General features: G+C 55.2%; 18 protein-coding genes. 10 read left to right on the forward strand and 8 right to left on the reverse strand.

Features of this window, described 5'->3' with window-relative positions; translation table 11 throughout:
* The first annotated feature begins 75 nt into the window (after nucleotides 1-75).
* Complete coding sequence (locus EXQ56_08065; protein MSO20406.1) at nucleotides 76-1,416, forward strand: hypothetical protein; 1,341 nt, start codon at nucleotides 76-78, stop codon at nucleotides 1,414-1,416.
* A 583-nt stretch (nucleotides 1,417-1,999) separates the two neighbouring features.
* Here the strand turns inward: EXQ56_08065 and EXQ56_08070 are convergent.
* Nucleotides 2,000-2,608, reverse strand: coding sequence for a hypothetical protein (locus tag EXQ56_08070; GenBank protein MSO20407.1), 609 nt, complete (start codon nucleotides 2,606-2,608; stop codon nucleotides 2,000-2,002).
* Between the two features lie 628 nt (nucleotides 2,609-3,236).
* Here EXQ56_08070 and EXQ56_08075 point away from each other — a divergent pair.
* The 3 genes from EXQ56_08075 (at nucleotide 3,237) to EXQ56_08085 (ending at nucleotide 5,537) form a co-directional block, all read left to right on the forward strand.
* Nucleotides 3,237-4,034 (forward strand): ParA family protein, encoded by a 798-nt coding sequence (locus EXQ56_08075; GenBank protein MSO20408.1) that lies wholly within the window; start codon nucleotides 3,237-3,239, stop codon nucleotides 4,032-4,034.
* Nucleotides 4,035-4,111: 77 nt separating this feature from the next.
* Nucleotides 4,112-5,056 (forward strand): ParB/RepB/Spo0J family partition protein, encoded by a 945-nt coding sequence (locus tag EXQ56_08080; GenBank protein MSO20409.1) that lies wholly within the window; start codon nucleotides 4,112-4,114, stop codon nucleotides 5,054-5,056.
* Nucleotides 5,057-5,108: 52 nt separating this feature from the next.
* Complete coding sequence (locus tag EXQ56_08085) at nucleotides 5,109-5,537, forward strand: ankyrin repeat domain-containing protein (GenBank protein ID MSO20410.1); 429 nt, start codon at nucleotides 5,109-5,111, stop codon at nucleotides 5,535-5,537.
* A gap of 40 nt (nucleotides 5,538-5,577) precedes the next feature.
* Here the strand turns inward: EXQ56_08085 and EXQ56_08090 are convergent, their stop codons facing one another.
* A complete protein-coding gene (locus EXQ56_08090; protein ID MSO20411.1) occupies nucleotides 5,578-5,931 on the reverse strand; it encodes a phage holin family protein in 354 nt (117 codons plus the stop codon).
* 84 nt (nucleotides 5,932-6,015) lie between these two features.
* Here EXQ56_08090 and EXQ56_08095 point away from each other — a divergent pair, with 84 nt between their 5' ends.
* The 5 genes from EXQ56_08095 (at nucleotide 6,016) to smc (ending at nucleotide 12,375) form a co-directional block, all read left to right on the forward strand.
* Nucleotides 6,016-6,327 carry a DUF2007 domain-containing protein gene (locus EXQ56_08095; protein ID MSO20412.1) on the forward strand — a complete coding sequence of 104 codons (312 nt, stop codon included), beginning with the start codon at nucleotides 6,016-6,018 and terminating at the stop codon, nucleotides 6,325-6,327.
* A 116-nt stretch (nucleotides 6,328-6,443) separates the two neighbouring features.
* Nucleotides 6,444-6,785, forward strand: a complete 342-nt coding sequence (locus EXQ56_08100) for a hypothetical protein (protein MSO20413.1) — start codon at nucleotides 6,444-6,446, stop codon at nucleotides 6,783-6,785.
* Between the two features lie 220 nt (nucleotides 6,786-7,005).
* The gene (locus tag EXQ56_08105; GenBank protein ID MSO20414.1) at nucleotides 7,006-7,455 is read left to right on the forward strand and encodes a superoxide dismutase family protein; all 450 of its coding nucleotides are present in this window, start codon (nucleotides 7,006-7,008) and stop codon (nucleotides 7,453-7,455) included.
* Nucleotides 7,456-7,551: 96 nt separating this feature from the next.
* Nucleotides 7,552-8,049 (forward strand): superoxide dismutase family protein, encoded by a 498-nt coding sequence (locus EXQ56_08110; protein MSO20415.1) that lies wholly within the window; start codon nucleotides 7,552-7,554, stop codon nucleotides 8,047-8,049.
* 573 nt (nucleotides 8,050-8,622) lie between these two features.
* Complete coding sequence (gene smc / locus EXQ56_08115) at nucleotides 8,623-12,375, forward strand: chromosome segregation protein SMC (protein MSO20416.1); 3,753 nt, start codon at nucleotides 8,623-8,625, stop codon at nucleotides 12,373-12,375.
* Nucleotides 12,376-12,386: 11 nt separating this feature from the next.
* Here the strand turns inward: smc and EXQ56_08120 are convergent, their stop codons facing one another.
* From EXQ56_08120 to EXQ56_08135, 4 genes are all read right to left on the reverse strand, one after another.
* Entirely contained in the window at nucleotides 12,387-12,764 is a 378-nt protein-coding gene (locus tag EXQ56_08120) for a hypothetical protein (GenBank protein MSO20417.1), read from the reverse strand.
* A 182-nt stretch (nucleotides 12,765-12,946) separates the two neighbouring features.
* Nucleotides 12,947-13,576, reverse strand: coding sequence for a hypothetical protein (locus tag EXQ56_08125; GenBank protein MSO20418.1), 630 nt, complete (start codon nucleotides 13,574-13,576; stop codon nucleotides 12,947-12,949).
* Nucleotides 13,577-13,716: 140 nt separating this feature from the next.
* Nucleotides 13,717-14,088 (reverse strand): hypothetical protein, encoded by a 372-nt coding sequence (locus tag EXQ56_08130; GenBank protein ID MSO20419.1) that lies wholly within the window; start codon nucleotides 14,086-14,088, stop codon nucleotides 13,717-13,719.
* Between the two features lie 72 nt (nucleotides 14,089-14,160).
* Nucleotides 14,161-14,787 carry a hypothetical protein gene (locus EXQ56_08135; GenBank protein ID MSO20420.1) on the reverse strand — a complete coding sequence of 209 codons (627 nt, stop codon included), beginning with the start codon at nucleotides 14,785-14,787 and terminating at the stop codon, nucleotides 14,161-14,163.
* A gap of 246 nt (nucleotides 14,788-15,033) precedes the next feature.
* Here EXQ56_08135 and EXQ56_08140 point away from each other — a divergent pair, with 246 nt between their 5' ends.
* Complete coding sequence (locus tag EXQ56_08140; GenBank protein ID MSO20421.1) at nucleotides 15,034-16,485, forward strand: hypothetical protein; 1,452 nt, start codon at nucleotides 15,034-15,036, stop codon at nucleotides 16,483-16,485.
* Between the two features lie 24 nt (nucleotides 16,486-16,509).
* Here the strand turns inward: EXQ56_08140 and EXQ56_08145 are convergent, their stop codons facing one another.
* Nucleotides 16,510-17,787: a hypothetical protein gene (locus tag EXQ56_08145; GenBank protein MSO20422.1), complete on the reverse strand. Its 1,278-nt coding sequence runs from the start codon at nucleotides 17,785-17,787 to the stop codon at nucleotides 16,510-16,512.
* A 148-nt stretch (nucleotides 17,788-17,935) separates the two neighbouring features.
* Nucleotides 17,936-18,189: hypothetical protein (locus EXQ56_08150; GenBank protein MSO20423.1), on the reverse strand; the 254-nt coding region annotated here is incomplete at its 5' end.

Genomic DNA, 18,189 nt, shown 5'->3' on the forward strand with positions numbered 1-18,189 from the left:
CACATCCCTAGCTCGTTTAGCGCGACTCCCCGCGGCTGATAGCCGTTGGGGGAAATTCTAATTGTGGAGGTATTTATGTTGAAGCTATTTGCGTGCGTGCTTGACTCGCGCTTGCGCGGCGCATGGATATTGTTCTTCGCCACGATCCTTCGGATTACTCCAGCGCTTGCGCAACTGGCCGCGCCGCAAGCGATGAATCCTGCGCAGCACATGGAACACAATGCCGATCCTGCGGCGGCGGAGTTGCTGCGATTCGCTTCAGGCACCAGCATGAATCCCTCGATGGCGCCGCACCAGATGTTCACGCGTGAGGCGCTGGGCTGGACGTGGATGGGCAATGGAGAGATTTATCTCAACACGCTGCAACAATCAGGCCCGCGCGGTGGCGGCAAGTTTTTTTCCGCCAACAGGTTTATGGGCCAGGCGCAGCGATCGCTCGGCAAAGGCAGCATCTTGTTGCGAAGCATGTTGAGCCTGGAGCCGGCAACGGTAACGAAGCAATACTACCCGCTGCTGTTCCAGACCGGCGAAACTGTATTCGGCAAGCCGCTGGTGGATGGGCAGCATCCTCACGATTTCGTGATGGAACTGGGCGTGCAATACGCGCGACCGCTGGCGGAGGGCACGCTGCTGAGCTTGTATTTCGCCCCAGTCGGCGATGCCGCGCTCGGTCCTGTCGCCTTTCCACATCGCGCCTCGGCTGCGGAGTTGCCGCAAGCCACGTTAGGTCATCACCTGCAGGACTCCTCGCACATCGCCAACGAAGTGTTAACGGTTGGCGTGCGACATCGCTTCTTGCGCGTGGAGGCCAGCGGCTTCCACGGCGCCGAGCCGAATGAAACGCGGTGGAATATCGATCATGGTTCCTTCGACTCCTGGTCCGTCCGAGCCACGCTGTTTCCTTCGGATCGCTGGATCGCGCAGGCTTCGCTCGGGCGACTCAGAAAGCCCGAGAAGCTGGAGCCCGGAGATATCATGCGCGCTACCGCGTCGCTTTCATTTCGCGATTCGCTTCCCGGCGGCTCGTTCGATGGCTCGATCATCTGGGGCCGCAATCACAAGACCGTGAATGGCCAGAATCTGAACTCCTATCTGGCGGAGGCTGTCTATCGCTTTCGGCAGGTGCATGCGATTACGGGGCGCATCGAAAGCGTGGACAAAGACGAGTTGTTCGCGGCTGACGCACACGATGCTGCGCGACAAGACCAGAAAAGTTTGGACACCCAGGTATTCCGCGTTCAGGCACTGATGCTGGGCTACAGCCGCCAGCTCGCGGAATTACGCTACGCACGGCTTCATCTGGGTGGGAACTTCACCATCCATCGAATTCCGGATCAGATCAAAGCTCGATACGGGGAGACTCCAATCGGCGGACTGGTGTTTCTTGTGATGCACTTCAGTCCTCCGAACCACTAAATATATAGTTTCGGAAAGAGATTGAATGGCAACGCTGGTTTCGATAAGTCGGAAATTCGGCTTTGTCTACCAAATGGTACTAGATGGTCCTATTGAAATTGTGGGCTATTGCGTTGGTGGATGAGATCAACGCACCGCAGAATATCAGCTTGGGCGAGCGGGGCGCTTTTCCGGATTATTTGGAAAAAACCGTAAACGTATGCACTTTGGTCAAGTTGGGCAATTCCGCAAATCTGTCAGGGGGTAATGCGCAATAACCACGGTATTGTGGATAAAACGAGATGAGTCGCCAAGGCCGACGGATTCCCTTCCCGAGAAAATTTCTATATTATTGTTTATAAACGAATTATAGAAGTTTCAGGAGGTTTTTAAGCTGCTTGGCCACGGGTTTCGTAAAACTGTTGTCGGTCCAGTACTTGGAGTGAGACAGGGGCGTGTTCGAGAGCAGCTGGAAGCCGACATCAATAGCGATGTCTGCACTAACAGCCTTATCAAAACTCGACGATAGGGGCTTGAGCGGGTAGCCCAGAACATCATCTATGTCATATAAATTAAGCCATTTAACATTATTTTTCAATGTTTTCTAATCAGTCCCCGGGAAGTGTTTTTGTAGACTACCAGGGGGGAAATCTATGGCCAGCGCCTCTTTATATGCAAGGCTGAACAGGGGGATGTTGCAACCGAAGGTTATGATCCCGGCGAGCGTCTTCATTCTCTCTAAATCATTCTTGCCAAATAACTTATTAATTTTTCGCCGCTTGCCATGGGTCGGCGATTTTTCGGACTGCTGGTGATCCCAGATATAATTTGAGATGATGTGGCAGCCAAGTGAGTGGGCGATCACCACGATGGGGCGGTCGGGCGCGGATGCGGGCATATCCTGGCGAAGACTCGACCGCAACTTTGACAAGCTATCTCTAATTATCACATGTATTTGCGTATAAACATCTTCGTCTGGTCCGGGGACTCTCTGGTAGGCTAGGGCGTCGCCAAAGGCGGTGATTATGAAGCGCCGGATGCGCGAGTAGTCGAGCTTGGTATCGACCTTCATGTCATCACACAGCTTTTCCTCGCGATAGTTTAAGACATCCGCCCAATAGACTTCCTGCCAGCAGACCCCGCTGGGTTCGCCGATATGCGACTCCAGCTCCTCAACCAGTTCATCGGAGAAGCCACGCTTTTGCGAGCCCATGCCCGTGAACGATCAGCACGCCGAGTTTGTAGGCCACGTGAGTACCTCCAATCCGTTGCTTCTGCGATGGTTATAGCACGATAATGGGAGTGTATCAATAGAGTTAATAGGGAGAGTTAATGAAGAGCGAGCAGGGAAGAGGCCAGCCTAAATAGGTCGGGGGCCGCGGTGCCGACGGGCGATGTTCCACGTGGAACATTCCAAACCAAGCCCCCCCCTGGGGGGCTGAGTGGTAACTCCGGTTTTCGTAGGGCACGGTTTCAGGGGTTGCTGAAAGATTCTCGCTAGTCGTCATTCCGAAGTCCGGCGCCTTTTGCCGGGCTGAGGAACCTGCTTTGTTTTCAGGCGGGCGGAATAAAAGCAGGTTCCTCGCTTCCCGATAAATCGGACAGGTCGCTCGGAATGACGACGCGCGGGAGTTTTTCAGCAACCTGTTCAATGGTGCCCTTAACGCGAAATTGCGGTTATAACACAGATTTCCTAGGCCCCACCCGGGCACCACCACCAAAAATCAATGTATGACCCTGATGTGTTCCACGTGGAACATTTCGGCGGATTTGCCTTTACACCACTCGGTATGATTTGGTAGCTTGTTCATTCGTCGTATCACCAGATGGGGAAAGTTAATTTGGCCAGAATCATTGCGGTTGCCAATCAGAAAGGCGGGGTAGGGAAGACAACTACCGCCGTAAACTTGGCTGCGTCCCTGGCGGCAGCCGAGATTCGTGTTTTGCTCATTGATTGTGATGCCCAGGCCAATGCCACGGCTAGCTTGGGATTCCCGCGTGATGCCGAACGTCCATCGTTGTTCAACGCACTGTTTCCGGAAGAAAATGATCGAGACGGCCTTGCCGGAGTTACCCACGCGACTTGTTTAGATGGCTTATACCTTGTCCCTTCGGACCGGAATCTGGTGGGTGCCGACTTTGAACTCTACGGCCTGGAAAACCGAGAGTTTCGCTTGCGAGCTCTCCTGGAACCGGTTCGAGACCAATTTGAATACATCATTATAGATTGCCCACCTGCGCTTACTCTATTGACGATAAATGCCTTAGCGGCCGCCGATTCACTTCTTGTGCCGATCCAATGTGAATACCTCTCGCTCGAAGGCATTTCCGCATTGATAGATACAATGGATCGTGTTCGCACTGGATTGAATCCCAACCTGGAGATGGAAGGTATTTTGCTCACGATGTTTGATGAGAGGACTACTCTAACCAAGCAAGTTGCCACGGAGTTGCGGGACCATTTTCCCGAAAAGGTTTTCGAAACGGTGATCCCACGTAACGTGCGTCTGGCGGAAGCCCCTAGTCATGGGCAGCCGGTCCTGCTATACGACGTCCGATCCAGGGGCGCCGAAGCATATATTCAGCTCGCCAAGGAACTAATAAAGAGGGTAGTAACTGATAAGGTTCACGAGGCGTAGTACCGGTCAATCGTTCAGTCTATCGACGTGATTGACCAATTTATTAGCTGTTTTTTCAGGAAAATGATCGGAAGGGAATGGAGGATTATAAGATGGAACCGAACCAACCGCCACAGGCAAAGCCACCCGTAACCCCAATAACCATGCGCAGGGGCCTAGGGAGAGGCTTGGATGCCTTGCTGCCCTCCGTTGGGCCAGTGGTCCTCTCCTCGGATGCGATAAGGCAGATTCCCGTAGCCTCCATCACCCCCAACCCTTTCCAGCCGCGTACCGTCTTTAAGACCGATCGCCTGCGCGAACTTGCTGACAGCATCAGGGTTCATGGAGTCATGCAACCGATTGTAGTCCGCAAGGACGGGGATCGCTACATGCTGATCGCCGGGGAGCGCCGCTGGCGAGCAAGCACACTGGCGGGGCAGGTGACTGTGCCTGCAATTGTTCGGGATGTTCCTAATAATCAAGTACTTGAACTGACTCTAATCGAAAATATCCAGCGCGAAGACCTAAATCCAATTGAGACGGCGGAGGCTTTTCAGCGCTTGGCAATGGAGACTCATCTAACTCACGACCAAATCGCCGAACGCACCGGAAAAGATCGAACAACTGTTACTAACTTATTGCGATTATTGAAGTTACCAAGCGAAGTCAGGTCTAGGATCGTGGCCGGTGAGATCAGCCTTGGCCATGCTAAGGTGCTGCTCGGACTAACTTCGGAAGCGGTTCAGAAGACGCTAGCCGCGCGCATTGTCGCTCAGGGACTGTCGGTCCGGCAATTGGAAGAGATCGCTAAGACCGAGGCGGGTCGTTCGACCCGGGCAGGGAAGAACTCATCCGAAGTTGGGGCGACGAAAGAGTCCATCGTTGACCCCAATATCCGTGCGGCCATCACTGAAATTGAGAGGGCGCTCGGAGCCCGCGTCCACCTGAAGGGCAATAACAAGAGCGGGAAAATACTGATCGAATACAACTCGGCCGAGGAGCTGGACCGTATCTACGGGCGAATCGTTGGGCGTAAGCAATAGAGGGGGGCGCAAGCAATAGGAGGACGGTTGAACCGGCAGAATCAGGAGTGCCATGAAAAGGGAATGGCAGAAGGCCGCCAAATCAGGTGACGTGGAGTCTCTGTGGCAGTTGCTGCATGATGCAGCAGGCCCCGGTTCCAGCAGCGCAAACGCTTCTGCGCTAATTAACTCCTTGGACAAACATGGGCAGACGGCTTTGATGCTCGCGGCAATGCATGGGCGCACCGCCGCTGTGCAGTTGCTGATAGAGCAGGGAGCCGAGCTGAATCACACGGCGAAGTATAACCTGAGCGCGTTGATGCTTGCGGTGGTCAACAATCACGCGGAGATAGCGCGCATGCTAGTGGAGGCGGGCGCAGATCTGCAAATACGCGGTTCCGGCGCTCCGGGCTTCTTTCAAAAGACCGCGTTGGATTACGCCGAAGGCGCGGGTCGCGATGAACTCTGCGCGATTCTGCGAGCAGCTTCCGATAGCAAATAGCCAATGTTCATGGTACGAAGAGCGAATCTTGCGGGGAGCATCATTTAGTGGGCGATTCGGAAACGAGGAAGCGGAGAGCAAGATTCACCAGACTCAGCAGCAGCGCTCCAAAGAAGGCGGAGAAAAAACTCTGAACCTCAAAACCGGGAGTGATCCACGAAGCCAGCAGCAGCATGGCGGCATTGATCACAAACCAGAAAAGTCCCAGCGTCAGCATCGTAATTGGAATCGTAACGATCTTTAGTAACAGGCCGAGCGTGCCGTTGACCAGGCCAATGACTATCGCCGCCAGCAATGCTGATAAGAAGCCGCTGACCACGAAGCCCGGCATGATGTGCGCCACGGCCAGCAGCGCCAGCGCACTAAGCAGCCAGTTGATGAGCATCCTTCGCATCGGCGAATTCCTTTCACTAGAAAACCAGTTTAGCGCAATATTGAGCGGAAGGAAGCCTGCTGTGATTGACTGGAGATTGAGCCAATGAACGAGATTCCCAAGAGTAGTCCCAATGATCGGGCGCATCAAAAACCAGTGACTGTTTTCACGGCCCAGAATGAGCTGGAAGCGGGCATGATCCAGCAATTGCTGAGCAGTTGTGGAATCGAGTGCGTAGTCCGCGGACGCGTGGCGGCGGGCCTCTATCCTTATTTCGTCGGAGACTTGGGGAAGCGGGAAATCCTGGTGCTGGAAGACGATGTTGAGGATGCCAGAGATCTCTTATCTGAGTGGAATAGCTCACGCGACGAGCCTGTGGAAGACGATGGCCAAGACAACGGTTCAGACAACGGTTAGGTTTGTCGACAGCATCCCAATAGTTGGACATCATGTGAACCAGATTGCCCGATCGCATTCAGGGCCCTCCGGACGAACGATTATCGAGATCATATTTTCAATAAGCGAGGTGCCCAATGAAGAAACTGTCGGGGCTCAGACTGGCGATGCTGGTGTTCGCCGTGTTATTCACGGTGGGATGCGAGAAGGCTACGATTGCGGACATTCTGGCCGATTCCTCCAAGTACAAAGACAAGAAAGTTGGAGTGGTGGGAACCGTTACCACATCATTCGGCGTATTGAATATGGGCGGCTATGAGATTGAAGACAGCACGGGACGCATCTACGTGATCTCCAATCAAGGGGTGCCGGCCAAAGGGCAGCAGGTGGCTGTGGAGGGAACCGTCTTCACGGGCGCCATGGTAATGGGGCAGGCGGTTGGCGTAGCCATTCGCGAGACGCGGCATCGCGTGCGGTAACTTGGCCCCGCGACCTGGTTCTGTGAATGCTATAATCAACATTCATTCTTAGTTTCAGAGGACTTTCAACATGCAAAAGTGGCTCCTGGTAGCCGGGGCAGCAGTGCTACTCTCTTTCCTCGTGGCGTGCAGTCAGAGTCGGCAGCAGAGTTCTGAACAATCAAGCCAATCGACTCCGACCGAGCAAGCAGTTTCGACAGCAAAGGAAGCCGTGCAGGAGATGGAGGGATTCGCCATCGCCTTGGCGCCCACCAAAGACAACACCGCAACCGGCACCGTCATGCTCATGTCCATGGGCGACGGAGTCCACTTTTCTGGAATCATCTCGGGGCTTACGCCTGGTCCGCACGGGATGCACGTTCATGTAAATGGCGATTGCAGTGCGCCGGACGCGTCGAGCGCAGGAGGACATTTCAATCCCGATAATGCCGCACACGGAGCACCCAGCGCGACCCCTCATCAGGCCGGGGATCTCGGCAATATCATTGCGGGTGCGGATGGCCGCGCGGAGATTAACATTCATGCCAATGGCGTTTCGCTCGACAAGGGGAATTACTCAATTAGCGGGCGCGCTCTGATTGTACACACCGATGCAGATGACCTAACCACGCAGCCTACGGGCAACGCTGGAGCGCGGCTGGCTTGTGGCGTGATCAAGGCCGCGAATTAGAAAGTTGAAATTAAGGCGCAATGGAGATAACCAGAAGTAAGTACGCCAGAAGTAAGTACGATCGTCCGTTTAATAAACTTTCAGGAGGGAAAAAGCATGTTTCGTAAAGTGTGTTTGGGAGTGGCCTTGATGGTATTCGCCGCCGCTGGCCTGCGTGCGCAGAGCAGTATCGAGTTGAAGCCGACGCAGGGCAGCACCGTAAGCGGGACGTTGTCAGTAGCGACGATGGGGAAGGGTGTTCACTTCACCGGTACGATCAGTGGGCTCGCGCCGGGAAAGCACGGATTCCACATTCACGAAAAGGGCGATTGCAGCGCACCGGACGGCACCAGCGCGGGTGGGCATTTCAATCCTGACCAGAAGCCTCACGCAGCTCCGGATGCTGCAGAGCATCATGCGGGCGACCTCGGTAATATTGAGGCCGCAGCCGATGGCACGGCGAAGGTCAACATGCACGTGAATGGCTTGACGCTTGGCACGGAAGCGAACTCAGCTAAAGGCAAGGCCATCATCATCCACGCTGGGCTCGATGATTTCACAACACAGCCAACCGGCAATGCCGGCGCGCGTCAGGCTTGTGGCGTGGTAATGTAAATGCCAGGCAAGAAATTATTGTAATTTCGGTGTTGAACTGTGTTGAACCAGGGGAGCGGATCAGTCTGACCGCTCCCCTATTTTATTTCTGAATCGACAAGTCATTTTTTAGAAACGTGCACGTAAAATCCAATTGAAGTTACTTCTGCCAACCAGTGTCCTCACATTATCCTGTACTTCTGTGAACTAGCCCATCTTTCGGTGGCGCGCGGAGTCCGGCACCGCATCCTCCCAATGCTCCAATTGTGTGAACCAAAGGAGTTACCCATCGTGGGTACGATATTGCATAGCTCGGCTCAGATCCGAACTAATATTTTCTCAGTTCCCCCGGCAGCATGGGGCCGATTTGAGTAGCCTGCGCCTACGGCCATTAACGCAAAATATTGTGTTCATTTTGCTATATTCCACTTTATACTGTACCCTCATCGGGAATTTGTGGCTGAAGGCAGACCGCTTAAGCGGCAGTTGGGGCCGTCAATTCATAGCAAGCTATTTAGATTCATTTGATTACCGTATATTGTCGTGGCCTGCGAGATGAGGTCAGGATTTCGAGAAACACTTCCGAGGTGAGTCGTGCTGAAGCTCCAAAAAGTTGAAATGCTAGGGTTTAAGTCGTTTGCCGACGCCACCCAGATCGAATTTCATGGCGCCGGCGTGGCCGCCGTGGTGGGACCGAACGGCTGCGGGAAAAGCAATATCGCGGATGCCATCCACTGGGTGCTGGGCGAGCAATCGGTTAAGACCCTGCGTAGCTCCAAAATGCAGGACGTGCTATTCAGTGGCACCCCGCAGCGTCGCGCAACAGGCCTGGCGGAGGTCAAGCTGACCTTGGTGGACCCGGAAGCCAGAGCCTTGGCTGAGACTTTGCCGATGATCGCTCCTGCGGCCAGGCAACGATCAGAAGATGCGGAAACGGCGGAGGAATCTTCGTCCGCCAGCGAGGAAGTGGCCAAACTGAAAACGGATGGAGTCATCTCCGTTGCGCGCAGACTGTTCGCTTCAGGCGAAAGCGAATACCTGATGAACGATCGCATCTGCCGCCTGCGTGACATTCAGGAACTGTTCCTCGGCACCGGGTTGGGCCCGGACTCCTACGCGATCATCGAGCAGGGCCGCATCGGACAAATCCTAAGCGCGAAGCCTTACGAACGCCGCGGGCTGATTGAAGAAGCCGCCGGAATCACCAAATTCAAAGCCAAGCGGAAGCTGGCTTGGGCCAAGCTGGAATCTTCGAAACAGAATCTGGCGCGTGTCAGTGACATTCTCGAAGAAGTCGGCAAGCAAGTGATCTCGTTGCAGCGTCAGGCAGCGAAGGCTCGCCGGTACAAGGAATTATTCGAGCAGGTACGAGTCCAACTGCGTGGCATTCTGTTCAGCAAGCAGCGCCAGAAAGATGAAGAGGCCAGCGGACTGGCCATCGAACTGGGGGCACTGCGGCGCGCGGTCGAGGACCAGGCCGCACAAATAGAGGTCCTGGAGCGCACTCAGCAGGAATCATACGCCACGCTCGATCAACGGCAGAGTGAATTGCGCGATGCGACGGAGCAGCGCTCCAGCCTGCAGCTTGCCGCCGAGCGTGCGCGCGGACAGGCAGCCAGTCAGCTTCAACAGGCGCAATATCTGACCCGCCGCATTGAGGAATCTGCCGCGGAAGACACCCAGTTGCACACACGCTTGGAAGTATTGCAAACAGAGCGGGCGGAGTGTGCCACGTTGCTGGCTGGCATTGAGGCCGAGCGCGATTCGTTGCTGGCGCGGTTGCAGGACTGGGAGCGGCGCGCGCGTGAATGCCAGAACGAACTGCAACAGGGGACGACTCGTCTGGAGCAGATTCGCATCGAGATGTTGAACGCGGTCGGCGAGTGCGCCACGCTGCGCAATCAAGTTTCCCAGATCGAACAATTCCTCGCGCAGACCAGCCGGCAGACGGCGCACGCGGAAAAACAGGCTGCCGAGCTGGAGTCGTTGCGCGAGGCCGCCGATGGGCGTCGCCGCGACACGGACGAGCGCGTGGGCCTGCAAAAGCTGGAGCGCGGAAATTTGTCCAGCCGCCAGCGGGAGCTGGAAGGGACACTTCGCGCGCAGCGGGAGCTGGAATCCCAGACACGCGCGGTACTGGAGCGTTCACGCACGGAGCTGGCCAGCGAGCGGGCCCGGCTCGTTTCACTCAAAGAGATTCTTGACCGGCACTCCTACGCCACGGAAACGGTCCAGCGCCTGTTCGAGCTAAAGTCGGTGGAGGATGCGGGACGCGGCAAACTGGAGTCATCCGGCGTGCTCGCCGATTTTCTGGAAGTCGAACCGGCATACGAACGCGTGGTGGAGGAGTTCCTCCGTGAGGAGCTGGATTACGTTGTCGTCAGTAACTGGGATTCAGCCGAGCGCGGATTGCAGTTGCTCAAAAGCGAAGTTACCGGTAGAGCGGCGTTCATTCTACACGACCAGCAAATAGACGCCACCGCCGGATTGCAGAGCGCATTAGCTCCCGAGACGCCTGGAATTCTGCGGCCACTGGCCAGTTGTGTCCGCTTCCTCAATGGGTTTTCCAGCGCACCAGCCGGATTGCTGCCCAAACTTAACAATTGTTATTTGGTGAGCGATGCCGAAGCGGGTCGCGCCCTGGCCGCGAAGTATCCCGAGAAGTTTTTTCTGATGGGCGAAGGCATTTGGTTCCAGGGCGCCATGGTGTCCGCCGGCAAGACGGATAGCCAAGGCCCGCTCGCGCTGAAGCGCGAGATGCGTAGCCTCGAGCGCGAAGTGGAAATGCACGTGCAGACGGAAGCCCAACTCACCGTTTCACTGAAAGAAACGACGGAGATCATCGGACACACGCAGATTGATTTGAATGAAGTGGGAATCCGGGAGCGCGAGAGCGAGCGGGTGCTCATGCACGCGGAGCGCGATCTGCGCGAGGCGGCAGAGGAAGAGGCTCGCGTTGCCGGTCGCAGTGATCTGATCGCGTTGGAACTGGATCGTCTGCGCGCAGAGACTAAAAATGCGCAAGAGCAATTGACTCAAGACACGCAAAGCATCGCCGCAAAAGAAAAGGCCCGGTTAGAGCTGGAGGAAGAAAACACCACGATCATGGCCGCGACTACGCAGCTTCGGCAACAGGTGGATGAGGCGCGCGCCGTGGAGGGAGATCTGCGGGGGCGTCTGGCTGCGCTCGAGGAGCGTCGTCGAGCCAGCACAAGTTCGGTGTCCCGTTTGGATCAGACGCTGCGGGAAGTTTCCGAGCGCCGCACCGAAATTAGCCAACAGACCGGGGAGTGGGGTACGCAGCGAGTAAATATCGAGGAAGACAATCGACGCCTGGAGGAAGAAATCACCCAGGCCGCCGAGCGGTGTGAAATTCTCTCGCGCCACATCGAAGAGTTGCACACGACCAGCGCTCAGTTGCGTGAGCAGCTAGCCGCGCTCGACCAGCATTTGCATCAGACGCGACTGGAGTTGGAGATTGTCCGCGAAAAGCGCAGCGGGGCCGAAGTACAGATGGCCCGGCTGCAATCCGAGCTCGATCACTTGCGCGAGACCTGCCGTATCGAACTCCAAGTGGAGCTGGAAGTGCTGTTGGCCGAAGCCGCGGCGGAGAATCTTCCACTGCTGCAAGCCGAGGATCTGTTGGCTGCCGAGGAAAATTGGTTGCAGTTGCGAACCAAGCTCGACAATATAGGCCCCATCAACATGATGGCGCTTGAGGAGTACGAGGAGTGCAAGACGCGTCATACCTTCCTCGAACAGCAGCGCCAGGATTTGCTCGACTCGATTCGTGACACGACCTTGGCCATTCAGGAGATCGACGAAATATGCAATCGCCAGTTCACCGAAGCGCTGGGAATTATCGGCGCGCACTTCCAGGAGACATTCACGCAACTGTTCGGCGGCGGCCAGGGCATGCTGCGGTTGATTCAGACCGAAGACATGAAGGACGCGAGCGAAGCCGGCATTGAGATTGTGGCCCAGCCGCCGGGCAAGCGCTTGCAGAGCGTGCTGCTGCTCTCGGGCGGCGAGAAGGCGATGACAGCGATGGCACTGCTGCTGGCAATCTTCCGCTACAAGCCAAGTCCATTCTGCGTTCTCGACGAAGTCGACGCGCCGCTGGACGAAGCCAACATCGGCCGCTTCACGCAGATGGTCCAGCAGATGAGCCACGATACGCAGTTCATCTTGATCACGCACAGCAAGCGAACCATGAGCGTGGCGTCCGTGTTGTACGGAGTAACGATGCAGGAGCCGGGCGTGTCGAAGATCGTCTCGGTGCGCTTCAATCAGCATGCGCTTCCGGCACCCCCGAGTTCTCGCCTGCTGGCCGAGGCGGTAGCGTAATTCGTGCAAACCTAGGACGGCCTGCTTAGTTTCTTCAAAGCAGAGACCAGGTTCGAGCGCGTGAAGACGCGCCGTTCTTCGAGTTGCTCGATGAGGCCGCACCAAAGCGCCGCGGTTAGCGTATGTCCCTTGGGCGTGTCTTCCGCCTGTACCAGTTGATCGAGAAGATCGCGCGGGTTCGCGGCGGCAGAATTCTCAAAGCCTCGCGTTGGTGTCCCCTGAATATCCTTAGCGGATGCCGCGCCCTGTTGATGGTCCGAAAAATCACAACCCCAGAAATCAATTGATTCGACGAACTCAATTCCCGTCTCGTGATACCCAGGGTGCGAGTCTGAGGGTATGTGCCAGGCGATGCGAAACGGCGCTTGACGGCATGAGCTAAGATTCATCACGTTACCCTGCGAGCTTCCGTCAAGAGGCCGGCGGCTGCGAAGTTGCGCGCCATGGCGGGAAATATGAACAGTAGACACAATCTCTTTTGCAGCCGTCCCTCCAGCATGATCCTCCACAACCAGCATGAGACTGTGCCGAGCCGGAATACGTTCGCTACGCCTGTTCTTATTGGATGCTTTCATATCACCTGCTTAAGTTTTTCAAAATCCATTTCGGGTTTAGGTGTAAAGCTTTCGTGCCCGTTGCCAGAATTCCGTTGCGCGGCTTGCAAAGCCAGATTGCACTTGGCAAAGCCTTTTTCTTCCAGCACAAGAAAAGTTGCCGCAATGGCAGCCAATATCGCAGGGTGCCGATCGTGAAGGCGTGCCTGGGCGAAAGCCGTGGCAAAGGGAATGCCGATACTCGCCTCCAATGCAGATCCCAGACCAGAAGCAGCCGCCATGATGTCATCGACCAACAAAGGGGCATCCGCGAGGCAGGGTGCGGAAGCCGCATCCTCAAGCAGGAGGGGAGTTGGCGAATCGATGAAACGGAGATCCACTTCAAAACACGATGCATGCCGCTTGCTGCGAGTAATGCCGACCACGCGGCACCGGACAATGCCATCCCCCAAAGGGGCGGCGATAACGAGCTGAATCCCGCGCTCAAAAGGGTTCACGGAAATTGCCCGCAGCATGCGATCCGTGCAGGTAACGGCGCGGGCGTAGTAATTGAGCGTAATGCCATTGCTAAAACGGCAACTCATCCGGATGGGCACCGGAGAGGTTCGGAAATCCCGAGCAAAATCAGCAGCTAATTTTTTCATCAACCTAATTCCTGATCGTTTTCCTCTGCGCTGGGCGCAATGGGAATGAATCGAGAATAAGGGACAGCCGGAAATGCGCCAAGTAGAAAGAGCAGTTCAGTTACAAGTCGGGTACAGGTGGAGGTGTATTTCTTCGGCAGGGTCTAAAATTCAACGGTCTGCATGGTCTGATCGATGGATATGGTCGGCATGCCCGAGGTGGGCCCAGCGTAGGTGGCTGTTATGGTGAAGGTCTGATCGGAGAATTCAGCGGTGTAGCTGTAGCCTGCGCGGCCGCGTGTGGGGTCGATGACCAAGTCGCCAATCGACTGCAACTCCTCCAGGGAGGTGTAGTGTGCGTTGCTAGCCCAGTATGAGCGTTCGGCTTGCGCCATGCGCAATAGATCATTCTTCACGCCGGTGATGTCGATTGCCGCCCGTGGATTCCCCGTTCCCTGCGTAATATCGCCCGGACCAGTAAGCTGGGAGCGATAGATGTACATGCCGATGGCCAATACGATCAGCAACCCCGCCATTCCGAAAGCTCCACGCATCGCTAACCTCCCTGCGGGGAAAATCATCCCGTGCCAAACTCAAGCCGCCAGCTGTTAGTGCAGTTTCCAGTGATGCAACAGCTTCCGGCAGGTGACGAAACGGCCAAGATGAAACAGTCCAGCTTCAGTGCTGGTGAATTCCAGAATTACATCGGGCACAGGCGGATGGCCATTGCCCAGGGTTATGTGAGGAACGAAATGTTTGTAGCTGGACCGCCTTCGGAATCGCGTCACCCATTCCGCATCCTGGGAACGGGCAGGCTCGCCATCAGAGAAAAATGATTCCATACCCCCCAAGTCTTCCGAGAGGCTCTTAATCTCGTCCATCATCTGCGCATGCAGGCGAAATAGTTCAGGCGTCCGGGCGATCCGCAGAGAGGTCATCGCGCCGTGACCGGAAATTCTGGTAACAGCCAGTGTCAGGCGCTCGGTTTCCCGAAGCGTCTTATCCAGCCGCTCAATAAGCGCAAGCAAACTGGATCGCCGCACAAATAATTGCGCGAGGTTCAGGTGAGGAACCGTCGAGGGACCAAACAGGAAGCCATCCGGCTGCTCAGCGTGAAGCAAGGAGTTGAGATGGCAAACACGCTCCTGTACCTCTTCCGGAAGAAGCAGCGCCACGCCCACTGCGATGATTTCCTGATCGCTGCATACCATACCCTTTAAGATTATAGGGCACATGAACCACGTGATGAAGCATCGGAGAGGTGACTAGTCTGCGTCAGAACATAACAGGCGGGAACCGAGCAATTCATTGCGACCAAGATTTCCCGAGAGGCCGTTTTCGAGGAAAGGAGAATATCGAACGCAACCCTCGAGAAATTCAGGCAAGCCATCTTTTTACATTAAACAACTATTCGGTCGCTATAATTGTGCTTTAGCTAGTGGCCGTGATGAGCTACAAGAGAGCGTTGGAGATTGCGACTAATGCGAATGCGTTTCTCCGATCCGGAGCATCAGGCGGCAAGAGTGGCAGGCATCGTGCTGGCAATTGCGGCAGCCTATTCAGTCCTGAGTTTCGGTGGAGCCGACGATGTATTTTTTGCGGGGACGCAAATCACGATCGCGCTATTAGGGTTGGTGCTGTTTTGGCAATTCGGACTCCCGCCGCTTTCGTTGACCACCCAATGCATTCTTGGGATTCTTGCCGTATTTCCGCTGGTACAAATGCTTCCGATCCCCAGTGCCCTGGTAAAGACACTCTCTCCGCAGAGAGTTCGATTGGCAGAAAGCTTGAAAGTTCTTGACCTCGTTCCGAATGAACTGATATCTCTGACAATCGATCCACACGGAACAACAGGCGCCTTTTTGCGGCTGGTCTGCTACCTCCTGGTGTTTCTTATAGCAATCCGCATCTACAACCTCGGTGAAGGGCATTCGACGCTGGCGAAGTTACTCATCGGACTTGGAATCTTTGAAGCATCGTATGGAATCGTTCAGTATCTTACGGGTTTGCCGTACATTTTTTTCTACCAGAAAAAGACGCATGAGCTGTTGGCAACTGGAACTTACATTAACCGAAACCATTATGCCGGGCTGCTGGAAATGACGCTGCCCTTTCTTCTGGCAGGCATTCTTTTCGAGAGGCGGAGTGACACCTCTAATCGATTGTCATCGTGGCGCGGAATCATTGTCTCGCCACATCTCTCGCGGGGTTTGCGAAACGGAGTCTTTTTCGCTCTCATATTCACCGGTCTGATTTTCTCGCTTTCGCGTGGCGGGATCACGGCGGCCTTGGCTGGTGTATTGGTTACTGCGGCGATTGCGGCTTTCCAAGGGAAGCGGTCAGTAACAGGAATCCTTTTTGCGACTCTAACCATTGCTGTTTTATACACGGCATGGATTGGGGTCGGCCCAGTGTATGAACGCTTTCGAGTACTAGGCAACCAAAATTTCCTGGAGCAAGACCGATTACCGATCTGGCGCGATACTCTTGCATTGATACGCGACTTCCCGATCACTGGAACAGGATTAGGATCCTATGAGGAGGCGAGCCTGCATTATCAGTCTCAAATGCTGCGTCTGCGCTACTCCCACGCTCACAATGACTATCTCGAAATTGCCGGAGATGTAGGAATTCCAATGGCGGCCCTATTTTGGGGCAGTCTCCTGGTATTATTTGTGAACCTTGTTCGGAGTGTGGGTCGCCTCCCGCACGCAAGAGATAATATTCTGGCAACAGGATGCGCCGGGGCCATGGTCAGCATCTTTGTGCATTCACTCACGGACTTCAATCTGCAGATACCCGCCAATGCATTGATTTTCGCGTGGATCGCGGGAACCGCTGTAGCGCTCATCCAACAAAGATTACCAGAGGCATCGGGTCGCGACGTCAGTGTAGCGATCAAGCAACATAGTGTAACGCTTGTTCGTGATTAGGTTTGGCAGTTCCTCACCCGGAGATTATTTTGTGGCGAGACTGGGGCTGGTCTTGGGCAGGAGCGAAACGTCATCGAGCCAAACCGTGCCCTGCAGCAGGTTGTTGAGTTTGGAACTTCTATTTCGCCGCAGGCGGACTAGAATCATGCTGGTATTGGGCCCGGTTTGAAAATCAATTTGTTGCGCAGTCCAGGGCGAAGTTCCGACCAAGGTCTCCGTCAGGAGTTCCGGAGAGTTTTCGGGAAGCGCTGGAATGGAAACCAGCGATAGATAGAGGCCGTTATCGGTCGAAATATCTTGAGTTTTCAGGTATGCCTGAAAACGATAATCCCTTCCTGGTTCCACAGGAATCCATTGTTGTACATGGGAGAACTCCGGGTTGGTTTTTCCATCAAACTTGACGCGCAAGGAGCGACTGCCGCTCTGGGCTGCAAAATTGTCGAGCGTGATTTGATGGCCGGATGCTTGAGTCAAACGCCAGTCGAGGCCGGCATTTCGCAGAGGCGCTTCATAACCGCCATTGATGATCCGCTCTCCTGCTGGAGGATGTACGCCTTCAATCGATTCCGCCAGGGTTTCTTGCCAGACGCGTGCCGCCTCAGCTCCCATTCCCGCGGCAGCCAACGCTTCGACATAGATTAGGCCGAAGCTGATAACGACATCGGTACGGGTCGGCAGGAGCGTACGCCAAACGGGATACACTTCCCGCAACATACCCGGTTTCCCAATCAGATAGTAACAGTAGGCGATTCTGGCTGAGAGGTCAGGCGGAATCATTTCCGCCAAAATTCTTTGCGGATCCGACAACAGCTTCCCGCTCAAATCAAATAACGGGGTGCGCAAAGAAGTGTCATCAGCCGCTGCACTTCGAAAGTAGGGGTAGGCTTCTTCGGCGCGGCCCTGCTGCAATAATAGATTGGCTAAAGCCCACGCAGCGGATGGAGAATGGGGTAATGCCGTTAGCCAACCACGCAAGACGGCTTCCTGTTTCTGGGAATCTCCCAAGCGAGATTCAATGGCGGCTAGGCCTTCCCAGGCCAAGGGATCTAGCGGGTTGCGGACAAGGGCTTGGCGATATGCTTCGGCACCCTCGTTTAACTCAGCGTTATCCAAACTGAGAAGTCTTGTCCGCGCTAGATACCGCCACAAGAAGGGATTATCTGGGTCCCAACGGATTCCACGGCGCAAATTGTCGGTGGTTGGATGTTCTAACGCAAGCGTTCCCAGGCTGGAAAAAACTACGGCTCTCAGGTAAATGAGCCCCGCCAGCGCCAAAAATACTCGTAGCCCCCAGCGCTTCATTGGATGGTTTTCCATTCGCGGCAGAGCGTGCCTTCTTGGTCCATGTGTATCCCGTCAACAAAAAAAGCCCCCCATGTAGGGAGCTTCTTTAGCTGCGTCCGTGATATTTACCGCAGGGCATCTCAACGCGGTTAATGATGCAACTGCATTAGGGACGAGATCCGCTAACAACCGGGATCGCTATGGTTGGGCGGACCTCCTCACCGGTATTCTTTACAGTGATTGCGGTAGCCAGCGCGACGCCGCCAACTACCAAAATAAAAATAGGCAGGGATCCAGCAATAAACGCCGGCGCGGCCGATGCTGCTGGTGATGCAGCCGGTGCGGCGGGCGCGGCCGGGGCGGAGGCCATCGCAAAAAGCTTGGTTTCGCCTGCGTTAATCAAGGCCAAAGAAACCCCCG

This window comes from Acidobacteriota bacterium (assembly GCA_009691245.1).
GTDB lineage: Bacteria > Acidobacteriota > Terriglobia > 2-12-FULL-54-10 > 2-12-FULL-54-10 > SHUM01.

Excerpts from the sequence above, each read along its gene's own strand:
- EXQ56_08065 (MSO20406.1), top strand. The coding sequence starts at position 76 with ATGTTGAAGCTATTTGCGTGCGTGCTTGACTCGCGCTTGCGCGGCGCA.
- EXQ56_08070 (MSO20407.1), bottom strand. The coding sequence starts at position 2,608 with ATGGGCTCGCAAAAGCGTGGCTTCTCCGATGAACTGGTTGAGGAGCTG.
- EXQ56_08080 (MSO20409.1), top strand. The coding sequence starts at position 4,112 with ATGGAGGATTATAAGATGGAACCGAACCAACCGCCACAGGCAAAGCCA.
- EXQ56_08085 (MSO20410.1), top strand. The coding sequence starts at position 5,109 with ATGAAAAGGGAATGGCAGAAGGCCGCCAAATCAGGTGACGTGGAGTCT.
- EXQ56_08090 (MSO20411.1), bottom strand. The coding sequence starts at position 5,931 with ATGCGAAGGATGCTCATCAACTGGCTGCTTAGTGCGCTGGCGCTGCTG.
- EXQ56_08095 (MSO20412.1), top strand. The coding sequence starts at position 6,016 with ATGAACGAGATTCCCAAGAGTAGTCCCAATGATCGGGCGCATCAAAAA.
- EXQ56_08100 (MSO20413.1), top strand. The coding sequence starts at position 6,444 with ATGAAGAAACTGTCGGGGCTCAGACTGGCGATGCTGGTGTTCGCCGTG.
- EXQ56_08105 (MSO20414.1), top strand. The coding sequence starts at position 7,006 with ATGGAGGGATTCGCCATCGCCTTGGCGCCCACCAAAGACAACACCGCA.
- EXQ56_08110 (MSO20415.1), top strand. The coding sequence starts at position 7,552 with ATGTTTCGTAAAGTGTGTTTGGGAGTGGCCTTGATGGTATTCGCCGCC.
- EXQ56_08120 (MSO20417.1), bottom strand. The coding sequence starts at position 12,764 with ATGAATCTTAGCTCATGCCGTCAAGCGCCGTTTCGCATCGCCTGGCAC.
- EXQ56_08130 (MSO20419.1), bottom strand. The coding sequence starts at position 14,088 with ATGGCGGGGTTGCTGATCGTATTGGCCATCGGCATGTACATCTATCGC.
- EXQ56_08135 (MSO20420.1), bottom strand. The coding sequence starts at position 14,787 with ATGTGCCCTATAATCTTAAAGGGTATGGTATGCAGCGATCAGGAAATC.
- EXQ56_08140 (MSO20421.1), top strand. The coding sequence starts at position 15,034 with ATGCGAATGCGTTTCTCCGATCCGGAGCATCAGGCGGCAAGAGTGGCA.
- EXQ56_08145 (MSO20422.1), bottom strand. The coding sequence starts at position 17,787 with ATGAAGCGCTGGGGGCTACGAGTATTTTTGGCGCTGGCGGGGCTCATT.